A 12,115-nucleotide genomic window follows, 5' to 3' on the forward strand; every position below is an offset into this window, starting at 1 on the left:
ATGAACATTTGAAAAGCAATTTTAACATGACCTTATTTATTACAAACTTATAGTAAATCAGGTTCAATGACAAGAAAGGTATTAAAAGACCCAAGTTTAGTTTCTGAAGCAAAACGATATATTTGATTGAAAAAACGTGTGCGTTATATTAAATGATTATATAATATTAAATTAACCGTTCATAACATTGAGAATTGACCAAAAAGAAAAGGTTGTGTAATGGTTGCCAATCATCAATCAAATTTTGATCCATTATTAGTATTATCGGTAAATGATTATAGTTTATATGCACCTTTAGGTTTTATTGCAAAAGAAGAATTAAAAAAAAGCCATTTGGCACGAAGATTTATTTTTTTAATTGATGTTTTATTTATTGATCGTAATAATCCACGAACAGCCGTTACGGCTTTTCAAGAAGCAAAGGAATTAATTAGAATTCCGCGTACAATGATGATTTTTCCAGAAGGAACAAGAAGTCATCAACAAGAAATGCAAGAATTTAAAGCAGGTGCTTTTAATATGGCATATCAATCTTATGTACCAATTATTCCTGTTACTATTATTAATTCTTATCAAATTTTTGATCGAAAATATAAAGGCAAAAAAGATATTCATCTTATTTTTCATAAGCTAATTGAGCCAAGTGAATTTATTAAATTATCTACTGATGTATTATCAAAGCAAGTATTTAATATTATTAAAAAAGGAATTGATGATTTTAGCAATAATAAAATTTAAGTAGTAATAATAAAAGGTTGTTAATTAACAACCTTTTATGATGTTTAAGAGTCAATAATTAATTTCTGATGTGATTTTTGTTTTTTATAATTACGTAAATTTTTTACTGATGTAATTATTAGTGAAGAAGATGTATATCAAATTATTACGATAATTAATCATAGTAGGATATTAATAAATTGTTCTTTATTTAAGCCAAGACCATTTTGTAATAATAAGAATACACTTAAGTAAGCACAAATAACACCAATTGATCCACATAGTGTGAAAGTAATTGCTGGTTTAATTTCATAGTTTTTATCTTTAATAAAACGTGTGCCAGCAACTGGCATTAAAAAAGCTGCAGATCCCATCATAATTGGAAAAGCACATTCAGCGTTAAGACCTAATAAATAAGTAGTTGACATTGCTGGAGCATAAATACCAATGCCTAATGCCATGAAAGCACCAAGGATAAAGAATATACTAATACCAACCAAATATTTTCATCAAATATCAAGACTATTATTATTACCCGCTGTTGGCATAATTCCAATTTGTTTTTGACCTAAAAGCATGATAATTGAAACAATAAATAATAGAATACCAATAAATAGTTGTGATCAACTAAGTTTAATTTTATTTGCGATAATGGCGCCTAAATAGGCACCTAATGTTGCAGCAGAAATTAATGAAACTAGTGTTGGTCATGCTACTTGAATTAAAGCAATAAAAATAATTGCTTCTAAGCAAGTAGGAATACTATGACCAACATTCATAATTCCTAAAATTTTTTTATCATTACGTACTTGTTTTGTTAATTTTAATAAAATAATACTTACTGCAAATGAACCAATACCAATTGTGTCACAAAAATCAGCAATAAAACCAATTATTCCTAGTTTTCAAAATCGTTGTTTAAAATTATCTTCAAAATTATGGATATGTTCTTCATCAAATTGTGAATAACTATTTTTTATAAGATATCATGTAAAAATTGCTACTATTATTAACAAAATAGTAATAAAAATAATAGCAACAATTGAGGGTTTTCAAATATTTGTTAAAAATAAAGTAAGTAATAATACAAATAAAGAAATAGGAATTATTAATAAACTATAGTATATTGTTTTTTTATTCATAGTTATGTCCTTTTTTCTTTTAGATTTACTTTATGTTATTTAAGATTTTATCATGAAAAAATCCAAAAAAATATTATTATCTTTTAATTTTTTTTATTTCTTTTTTTAAAAATTATATTTTTAAAGAATTTGATTTATCACATTTGTTCTGTAAATTATGATTTTGTAAATCTATAGAATTTATTTGTTCTTTTCAATAATTTGATTCATTAATTATATTTTGTATTTCTAAATGTCCATTTCTAGTAGCTCATGTTAAAGCACTATCACCATTAGCATCTAAATGAGTAATATCTATATCATTTTTATTAAAGTGTTAACTACATCTAGGTGTCCTTCTTTGGCTGCTCATATTAGAGCATTATCACCAAAATAATTAATATGATTAAGGTCAATTCCACTTTTTATTAAAGTGTTAACTACATCTAGGTGTCCTTCTTTGGCTGCTCATATTAGAGCATTATTACCATATTTTGTTTTATGATTAATAATATCACTATTTTTTGTTAATAAAGCGTTAATTACTTCTGTGTGTCCGTTTCTGGCAGCTCATATTAAGGCATTTTCACCAACATTATTTTCGCGATTAATATTAATATCATTCTTTATTAAAATTTTTACTATATCTAAGTGTCCATTTTTAGCCGCTATTATTAAAGCAGTATTATTAAATTTAGTTCTATGTAGAATTACATCAGAGTTTATTTTAATTAAAGTATCAACTATTTCCAAATAACCTTTTCTGGCGGCTATTATTAAAGCAGAGTCACCAAGGTTGTTTACATGATTATTAATGTCATTATCTTTTGTTATTAAAACTTTAACTGTTTCTGTGTGTCCGTTTTCAGTAGCTCATATTAGAGCAGTATCACCAAATATATTTGTATCATTAATATAAGCACCACTTTTTAATAAAGTTTTAATTGTATTTACATGCCCATTTTGTGCTGCTGATATTAGAGCGCTATCACCAATTCAATTTTTGTGATTAATAATCTTACTATTTGTTGCTAATAAAGCGTTAACTACTTCTGTGTGTCCCTTTTTAGCAGCCATTCTTAAAGCATCATCACCAAAATCATTTATATGGTTAATATTAACGTTATTTTTTAATAAAATTTGAACAATTTTTAAATTACCATGTTCAGCAGCTATTGTTAATGGACTATTATAATGTTCATCTACATAATTAACATCAGCATTATTTTTTAGTAAAGTTTGGGTCAATTCTAAATCATCATGTTTAGCGGCTTTAATTAATTTTTCATTTTTATTAATTTTTATAGTTGTATTTAATTTAGATATTTCTTTTAAATTAGACATTTTTTTCTCCTATCAAATTAAAAAACCTATTTATTTTAAAACTAAAATAAATAGGTTAAAAACTTATATTAAGTTTGAAAAAATTATATCATAAGATTTATTTCTATAGTAAATATAGATAATTGCTATTTAAAATTGCAAACTTTAATATTAATTAGCCGTTATAATCATTTTTTAAATACTTTAATGTATCCCATTTTTATTAATTGACTTAGCACACAATAAGTCATGATTATTCCTAAAACAATTGGAATATAGACTGGCGGTGGTCCTATCATATTCATTTGATGACCAATGTAAGTATAAGGTAAACCTAATCCAATGGTACAAATAACAATTGCCATTATATTCACCGGTCAAGTACCACGACTTTGAATAAAAGGAATTTTTTCAGTTCTAAACATTTGTACTATTAATGTTTGTGTTAATAAACCTTCAATAAATCATCCTGAGTTGAACATATTAATATTTTCTGCAGAAGGATTACCAAAGACACCAAATCCAAATCCTAAAATTGCAAAAGTAGAGATATCAAAAATGCTACTTATAGGTCCATTAATAAAAGCAAATGGTAACATTCCTTTTGGATTTCAGCGTTGTGGTTTTAATAAAAATGATGGATCAACACGATCAAAGGCAATTGTAAATTGTGAAATATCATATAATAAATTTTGAAATAATAATTGTACTGGTGACATTGGTGCAAAAGCAAATCATGCTGATGCTACTAGCACACTAAAGACATTACCAAAGTTAGAAGCAATCGTGATTTTAATATATTTTAAAATATTACCAAAAATGCGACGACCTTCAATAATACCTTTTTCTAAAACTAATAATGATTTTTCTAATAAAATGATATCTGATGCTTCTTTTGCAATATCAGTAGCATTATCAACAGAAATTCCAACATCAGCATTTCTTAATACTAAAGCATCATTAATACCATCACCCATGAAACCAACGACGTGATCATTACTTTTGAAAGTTTGAATAATCTTTGCCTTTTGTAATGGGTTTAGTTTAACAAAAATATTATTATTTTCAACAATTCTTTTTAATTCATATTCAGTTAGGCCAGTTAATTGTTCACCAGAAATTAATCCTTTAATTTCTAGATTAACACGATTACAAATTGCTCTTGTTACTAATTCATTATCACCAGTTAATATTTTAAGATCAACACCATGTGTTTTTAGCAATTTGATCATTTTTGTTGCTGTAGGTTTTGGTGTATCAAGAAAAGTTACAAAACCAAGAAAAATTAAATTTTTTTCGTTTGTTTCATTATATTTATTATTAGTAAGATTTGTATCTTCATATGAGACACCTAAGACACGTAATCCTTGTTCATTTAATTTTGTTATTTTTTTATTAACCATTTTCATTAAATCAGAATTTAATGGTATTACTTTATCTTGATAAACTATACGATTACATGTATTAATAACTTCTTCAATTGCACCTTTACAAATTAATTTTTTATTATTTAATTTATCTTCTAAAACAACTGTTAATTTACGACGATTAAAATCAAAAGGAATTTCATCAATTTTTTGATAATAATTACTTATATTTTTTAATTTGTTTTTTTTTCCAAATTCAAGTATTGAATTATCCATTGGATTTTTTATTCCTGTTTGAAAATAACTATTTAAATAAATAAACTTAATTAAGTCATTATTTGTTTTATTATCCAATGTTATATGGTTGACTACTTCAATATTATCATTAGTTAAAGTTCCTGTTTTATCAGTACATAAAATATCAATTGCACCTAAATTTTGAATAGCAGCTAGTTGTTTAACAACTACTTTTTGTTTACTCATTTTACTAGCACCTCGCGCTAGATTAGAGGTAACAATCATTGGTAGCATTTCAGGAGTCAAACCAACAGCAACCGAAATTGAAAAAATAAATGCTGCAGGTCAATTGTTTTTTAAAAGACCATTGATAATTAACACAATGGGTACCATTACTAGCATAAAGCAAATTAACATTAAAGTAACGCGTTTAATTCCTTTGGAAAAACTGCTTAATGGACGTTGTTTATTTATTGTATCAGCAATAGTAGCGAAGTAGGTGTTAGTAGCTGTTGCTATAACAATAGCAATTGCACTTCCAGAGACAACACTTGTTCCCATAAAACAAATATTTTGTAAATCAAATAAGTTTTGATATGTAGGATCGTTAATAGCGTGTTTTTCAGCAGGTAGTGATTCTCCTGTTAATGATGATTGATTAATAAATAAATCATTGCTTAATAAAATTTTTAAATCAGCAGGAATTAAATCACCCGCTGATAAATAAATTAAATCACCTGGTAATAATTCATTAACATTTATTTCTTGTGCTTGTTTAATTATTTTAATTGAGTTTTCTTTAGTAATTTGATTAATGTTTATATTACGAATAACAGTAGTTGTATTTTTGACCAAAATTGTTAAATGTTTAGTAATAAAAAAAGCTCGTATTGATTGAATGTAAATTAGGGTTCCACTTAATAAAATCATAGTTCCAACAATAATAGCGGCAACCAATGAATAAATTGAAGTATCATTTGTTGTAAAATATGAGAATAAATTATAGATAGTAATAATTGCTAAAATTATATTGAATGGTCCAAAATATGCTTTTAAAAATTCTAAAATTCAATTAAATTTTGTATTTTTTAAAGTATTAATACCATATTTTTTTCTTCTTATTTCAATTTGGTCTGTTTTAAGACCAAAATTATGTAAATCTAAATTTTTTAGTAATTGTTTTTGGTTAAAATGTGCAATTTGTTTAATATAATCACCATTTGTGTAAACTAATGGTTTTTTAAAACTAAATTGTAATTTAAAATAAATTTTGTTTAAAAAAATCTTCATAATTTCTTTACCTCCTTATTTTTCTTATTTTAAGACTTTTAAATAAGGATTTAGAAATTTATTAACACGCTAAAAAAATATTTTTTTAGTAAAAATACCAGGAGAATATTTAACTGAATCTTTATTTAAAAGTACACTTTTAAAATTACTAATTTTTAAATTAGTATTATTTTTCTTATTATAAACGGAATCGCTGTCAGTCATGATATCACTCTCCTTTATCCTTTGACATTTTAACATGTTTCTCTTTAAAAAGATAACTTTTTTTAATTTATATAATTTTAAGAAAAAGATGATTACTATAAAATATTCGAATTTATTTTATGTTATTATTAATTAATGTTACGTGTTACTTTAATAATTAAAATAATAGGAGGTAAACATGAATACATTTGTAATAGTTGGTATTATTATAATAGCTATTGCTATTATTAGTTTTATGTTATTATTTAAAATTATAAAATGACTTGCTATTTGTATTATTGTTGGTGGTATCATTTTGGCTGCATTATTTTTTGGTTTTGGTATATGGCCATTAGATAATATTCATTTTACTAATTTTATTAATATTAATAAAAATTAAAATAATAAATAATAATTAGTTTAAATATTAACTATTAACTATAATATATTTTTGAATAAGAGGTAAAAAATGGAACGAATTAAGCAAGCACAATTTTTAACTAGTGCTATTAAAGAAGAACAATGGCCGCAGGATGAAATTCCTGAATTTTGTTTTGTTGGTCGCAGTAATGTTGGTAAATCAACATTTTTAAATACAATTTGTAATAATGGTAAGTTAGCTAGAGTTTCACAAACACCTGGTAAAACACAAATGCTAAATTTTTTTACAATTAATAATAATATTTGTCGCTTTGTTGATGTTCCTGGCTATGGTTTTGCTAAAGTATCAAATGAAAAAAAAATCCAATTTGCGACAATGATGGATGAATATTTTCAGTCACGAAAAAATTTAAAAGCAGTTTTTTTATTATTAGATTTAAGACATGCACCCAGTAAAGATGATATTGATATGTTGGAATATTTACAACATTATCATTTAAAAATTCATTTAATTGCTACTAAAGTTGATAAAGTGAAAAATAGTCAATTAGTAAAAAATAAAAAATTAATATTATCAACTTTAAAACTTAGCACTAATACTCCTATTATTTTATTTTCTAGTATTAGTAAACAAGGAATTGATTTAGTAATTAGTAAATTAGCAGATGATGTTAATACTAATGAAGTTGAAGTAGAAACTTAATAGTATAATATTTGTTGCTATAAAAAAATATAAAAGTTGTTTAATATGTATATATTTATTAAAAATATCAATATTCAGTATAGAATAGAATATAATAATAATTAAACTTAATATAAGTTTTTAACTCATTATTTTGATAAAAATAAATGAGTTTTTATTTGAAAGGAAGATTAAAAGAAATGCCTATAAAAAATGAAAAGAATTTAAAACAAAACATCGAACAACCGCAAAAATTATAAAAGTGACTAAAGGTGTTGCTACTGGTGCTGCTGTTGGTGCTTTGTATATTAATCCTATTGCTCAAATGAGCGGTTTAGTTGCTGCTACTGTTGCGGGTGGTGTCAGTGCTGTTAGTAACCGTTCTGAAGAACAATTAGAAACTGATATTATAACTGCTGCTACTAGTGCTGCTGCTATTGGTGGGATTGCCAATGCTGTAATAACACCTGTTTTTATTCCTGTTGGTGCTGGTATTGCTGCTGTTGGTGGTGCTATTATTTTTGGCATAGATGCAGCAAAAAAATTTGATGAAAAACAAAGAAGACAAATTGAAGTTGACAATGATAAGTTTGCAGATAAAAAAACCGCTATAAATAATATAGATTCACAAATTGAAGTAAAAATAGAATCAAAGAAAATGGCCAGTTTATAATGAAATTTTAGATTTAAGGTAGTCTATGTTATAATATAAATATATTACTTTTTAAGGTAATAAATCCCCAATAACATGATTGGGGATTTAGTGTTTTTAATATTTTTTAACATTAAAATGTGTATAATTTATTTTTGTATATATTGTGTGTTAAAAAATAATAAAAAAGATTAAAATATTAAAATTTGAGGAGATGAAGTTAATATGAATAATACAAGTGATATAAATGATAATTTTGTTATTAGTAGAGCAGTACTGTCAGATGTTTCATGTACCTCTTGTGCTAGTGTTATCGAAAGACATTTTACTAAAGAAGATGGTATTACTGTTAGTATCAATTTTGCTACTAAAAAAGCACAATTTAGTTATGATCCTAAGTTTTGAAATGAAAAAAAAATTAAAAAAGCAATGCATCATTTAGGATATGAAATTTGTAAGTTTGAAACTGAGATTAAAGATATAAAAACGAGTCACCAAGTTGATATGAAAGATATTACAGATGATCATAGTAGTCATAGTCATCATAGTAGTCATAGTCATAGTAGTGAACAACATCAATCTCATATGTCAGAACAACATCATAATCATCAACATAATGTTAAATTACGTGATTTAATTGAACTTATTATTGGTTGAATATTGTTACTACCATTATTATTAATTATGATACCTAATACTTCATTTTTTGATAGTTTACGTAATCCTTATGTTCAATTTGCACTAGCAATTCCAATTCAATTTTATTTTGGTCGTAAATTTTATATTGGTATTTATCGAGAATTAATTAAACAAAAATGACCTGGTATGCATACTTTAGTAGCACTAGGAACAACAACGGCATTTATTTTTTCTATTTATTTAATGATAATTAATAAAAACAAACACTTATATTTTGAAGTTAGTGCTTCAATTATTATGATTGTTTTACTTGGTGATTTAATTAGTGATGTTGCACAGAAAAGGGCTACTAGTGGCTTAGAAAGTTTAATGTCATTAAAGCCAAAATCAATCTTAAAATATGATTATAATACCAAAACAGAAACTTTTATTAATATTGAAGATGTACAATTAAATGATATTTTAATTATTCGAAAAGGTGAAAATATTCCTACTGATGGTCAATTAATTAGTGAAGAAGCATTTATTAATGAATCAATGTTAACTGGTGAATTGCAAGTTATTACGAAACAAGTTAACCAAAATTTAATTGGTGGAACTAATAATGTTGGTGATAGTTTTAGGATGAAAGCAACTAAAATTGGTAAAGACACAGTATTAGCAAGTATTATTAAGGCAGTTGAAGATGCACAATATCAGAAACCAAAATTACAAAAATTGGCTGATAAAATCTCTGGGTGATTTACACCAACTGTTATTTTAATTGCCATTTTAGTTTTTCTTATTCGTTATTTTGCAGTAGGTAATGGTGTGCAAGAATCATTAGAAATTGCAATTGCAACTTTAATAATTGCTTGTCCTTGTGCATTAGGAATTGCAACACCATTAGCAGTTGCTGTTGGAATTAATAAAGCAGCAAAAATAGGAATCATTTATAATAAGGCTAGTGCTTTTGAAAAAATTACTAAGATTGATACCATTTGTTTTGATAAAACAGGAACATTAACTACTGGTAATTTGGTTATTACTAAAATTTATGGTCAAGAAAAACATGTTAATAAGGCAATTGCTATGGAAAAGCATTCAACACATCCTTTGGCTTTAGCGTTTTCTTTATATTCTAATACTAATAATGTTGGACAATCATTGACAATTACCGAGGTTAAAGAACAAATTGGTTTTGGTATTAAAGCAAAATATCAAACTGAAGAATTACAAATTTCATCACTTGAAAATTTACAAAAAGCAAAAATGCCATTTAGTCCATTTCTAAAAACATTTGACTTTGAAACAGTTACTCCTAGCCAGAAAGTATTGGCATTGGCAATTAATAAAGTTGTTACTAATATTTTTATTTTAGAAGATGAATTACAAACAAATGCATTATTAACAATTGAAAAAGTTAAAAAACAAGGAATTGAGGTTATTTTAATTAGTGGTGATAATGAATCACAAACACTTGCTATTGCTAATCGTGTTGGGATAGAAACATCCTTTGCTAATGTTACACCACAAGGTAAATCACAAATTGTTGCTGATTTACAAGCAAAAGGTAAAAAAGTAGCGTTTGTTGGTGATGGTATTAATGATGTTATTGCCTTAGAACAATCTGATTTAGCAATTGCAATGGGCTCTGGTAGTGATATTGCTAAAAAAATTGGTGATATTACTATTCTTGATAATGATATTAGTATTGTTTATAAGGCTATTGTTTTAACTAAAAAAACTAAAAATAATATTTGAATGAATTTTATTTGAGCATTTAGTTATAATATTATCATTATTCCATTAGCTGCTGCCGGATTTATTATTCCACCGTTGGCTGCAATTGCAATGGCTCTTTCTGATATAACTGTTGTTGGAAATTCATTAATTTTTAAATGAAGAAAATATAAATATTAGATAATATATAAATTAATAATAAATAAAAAAGTACTTTAATTTTTTAAAAGGGGGAATTTAAATGGCTAGACAAAATCAAGAAAAAAAAGCAGAGCTTGATCAAAAGATATCTATTTTACAAAAAATGATAGGTATTATAGAAGAAAAAAAATAATGTTGAACCAAAGCCTGATGAAAAGTTGATTAGAATTAATCAACTGATAATTGATGATTATAAGAACAAACTTTCTCTATTAGTAAAAGAAAGAGAAAATAATGATTGAGAAACAATTAATTTAGAAGATATTGATAAACCATCTACAAGTCAAAATAAATGAAGTTTATCAAAAATATAAAAAAAGTTACCTTTCTCTATAACCCTACTAGGTAAGTATTTTGATTATACTTTATCATTGTTGATTTGTATAGCAATTTTAGTGTTTTTTTAAAATTTCAATATTTTTTTATATTTAAAAGAGTCAGATTTTAAATCTGACTCTTTTAAGCAATTATCTGTCTATCTATTTGTTTTTGGGATTTTCTTCAGCATTAGCTCATAATGCTGCTGCTTTTCCAAAAGCCTCAGTGTGTTTTAATTCTGGGTGTTCTGCTTTAACCTTTGGCAATGTAGTTTTCATAAAAATATTAAAAACAGTAGGTTTTTTTGCTGCCATATTTTCCTTCTCCTTTCACTTTTCTTATATTATTATTATAATGTATTTTAATTATTAGTGTGTTAATAAACTATAAGAGTATATTTTTAAAAATATTAAGTTTTTATTTTTTAAAAACATAATTATTAATAATGTATCCAACTCCATGCTCATCATTATTTGGAGCAATAGTTTTACCATATGGTTTTAAAGCAATATTAGCATTTTCCATTACTATTGGATGACCAGATACTTCAAACATTGGTAAATCATTAAATTCATCACCAATCGTTAATGCATCTTTAGTGTCAATATTTAAATGATTACATAATCATTGTAGTGCCGAACCTTTATTAATGTTTTTATTACCAATTGAAAAAACATTTGTATGATATTGAACAATTGTTAAATCTGGAAAGTTAGTTTCAAAACTATTAATGAATTTTGTAATTTCATTAGCCTTTCAATATTTTTCTAAAATAACCATTACTTTTGAGATTGGCATTTTAATATCAGTACTATTAGTTAACTTAATAATTTTAATTTGCAGATTTTCAACTCATGTACTTCAACTATTAGCCGCATGGTTAACATACAAAGTATCAATACTATTAAAATGTAAAATCATTTGTTTATTATATTTGGTTAATCATTCATAAAGTTTAATTGTTATTTCTGAATTTAATTGTTGTAAATAAATTCATTTTTGTTTAGTATATGATCAAATTTCAGCACCATCATTACCAATAATATAACCATCATATTTTTCAGCATTAATCATTTTACCAACACGAATAGCATTTTCACCATATCTACCTGTATTAATTACAACTTTAATATTATTTTTTTGAGCTTTTAAACAAGCATTAAGATTAATTTCACTTAAGGCACTGCCACTATCAAATAAAGTACCATCTACATCAGTAAAAATTATTTTTACCATCAATCATTTCCTGCTTTCTTTTTTTCTATTATTTTATTAATATTAT

The 12,115-nt window shown here is 25.1% G+C and carries 12 protein-coding genes; 6 read left to right on the forward strand and 6 right to left on the reverse strand.

Going from position 1 to position 12,115, the window contains the following annotated elements; all coding sequences use genetic code 4:
• Positions 1-738, forward strand: a complete 738-nt coding sequence (locus AACK94_RS04715; RefSeq protein WP_338975327.1) for a lysophospholipid acyltransferase family protein — start codon at positions 1-3, stop codon at positions 736-738.
• Between the two features lie 44 nt (positions 739-782).
• On the opposite strand, the gene AACK94_RS04720 is transcribed toward AACK94_RS04715, so the two are convergent.
• From AACK94_RS04720 to AACK94_RS04735, 4 genes are all read right to left on the reverse strand, one after another.
• Entirely contained in the window at positions 783-1,859 is a 1,077-nt protein-coding gene (locus tag AACK94_RS04720) for a sulfite exporter TauE/SafE family protein (RefSeq protein ID WP_338975328.1), read from the reverse strand.
• 294 nt (positions 1,860-2,153) lie between these two features.
• Complete coding sequence (locus AACK94_RS04725; RefSeq protein WP_338975329.1) at positions 2,154-3,182, reverse strand: ankyrin repeat domain-containing protein; 1,029 nt, start codon at positions 3,180-3,182, stop codon at positions 2,154-2,156.
• A gap of 161 nt (positions 3,183-3,343) precedes the next feature.
• Positions 3,344-6,055, reverse strand: coding sequence for a magnesium-translocating P-type ATPase (mgtA, locus tag AACK94_RS04730; RefSeq protein ID WP_338975330.1), 2,712 nt, complete (start codon positions 6,053-6,055; stop codon positions 3,344-3,346).
• Between the two features lie 69 nt (positions 6,056-6,124).
• Positions 6,125-6,259, reverse strand: a complete 135-nt coding sequence (locus AACK94_RS04735; protein WP_338960140.1) for a hypothetical protein — start codon at positions 6,257-6,259, stop codon at positions 6,125-6,127.
• A 178-nt stretch (positions 6,260-6,437) separates the two neighbouring features.
• Between AACK94_RS04735 and AACK94_RS04740 the strand changes: the two genes are divergently transcribed.
• From AACK94_RS04740 to AACK94_RS04760, 5 genes are all read left to right on the forward strand, one after another.
• Positions 6,438-6,638, forward strand: a complete 201-nt coding sequence (locus AACK94_RS04740; RefSeq protein ID WP_252320689.1) for a hypothetical protein — start codon at positions 6,438-6,440, stop codon at positions 6,636-6,638.
• 69 nt (positions 6,639-6,707) lie between these two features.
• Positions 6,708-7,322 carry a ribosome biogenesis GTP-binding protein YihA/YsxC gene (gene yihA / locus AACK94_RS04745; protein WP_286640905.1) on the forward strand — a complete coding sequence of 205 codons (615 nt, stop codon included), beginning with the start codon at positions 6,708-6,710 and terminating at the stop codon, positions 7,320-7,322.
• Between the two features lie 241 nt (positions 7,323-7,563).
• Positions 7,564-7,974 carry a hypothetical protein gene (locus AACK94_RS04750; protein ID WP_338975331.1) on the forward strand — a complete coding sequence of 137 codons (411 nt, stop codon included), beginning with the start codon at positions 7,564-7,566 and terminating at the stop codon, positions 7,972-7,974.
• Between the two features lie 204 nt (positions 7,975-8,178).
• Positions 8,179-10,494 (forward strand): cation-translocating P-type ATPase, encoded by a 2,316-nt coding sequence (locus tag AACK94_RS04755; RefSeq protein ID WP_338975332.1) that lies wholly within the window; start codon positions 8,179-8,181, stop codon positions 10,492-10,494.
• Between the two features lie 179 nt (positions 10,495-10,673).
• Entirely contained in the window at positions 10,674-10,829 is a 156-nt protein-coding gene (locus AACK94_RS04760) for a hypothetical protein (protein WP_174480153.1), read from the forward strand.
• A 165-nt stretch (positions 10,830-10,994) separates the two neighbouring features.
• Here the strand turns inward: AACK94_RS04760 and AACK94_RS04765 are convergent, their stop codons facing one another.
• On the reverse strand, positions 10,995-11,147 hold the full coding sequence (locus AACK94_RS04765) for a hypothetical protein (protein WP_281749279.1): 153 nt from the start codon (positions 11,145-11,147) through the stop codon (positions 10,995-10,997).
• A 103-nt stretch (positions 11,148-11,250) separates the two neighbouring features.
• On the reverse strand, positions 11,251-12,069 hold the full coding sequence (locus AACK94_RS04770) for a Cof-type HAD-IIB family hydrolase (protein ID WP_338975333.1): 819 nt from the start codon (positions 12,067-12,069) through the stop codon (positions 11,251-11,253).
• Positions 12,070-12,115: the final 46 nt, after the last annotated feature.

This window comes from Spiroplasma endosymbiont of Monopis laevigella (genome assembly GCF_964019975.1).
Classification (GTDB): domain Bacteria; phylum Bacillota_I; class Bacilli_A; order Mycoplasmatales; family VBWQ01; genus Spiroplasma_E; species Spiroplasma_E ixodetis_A.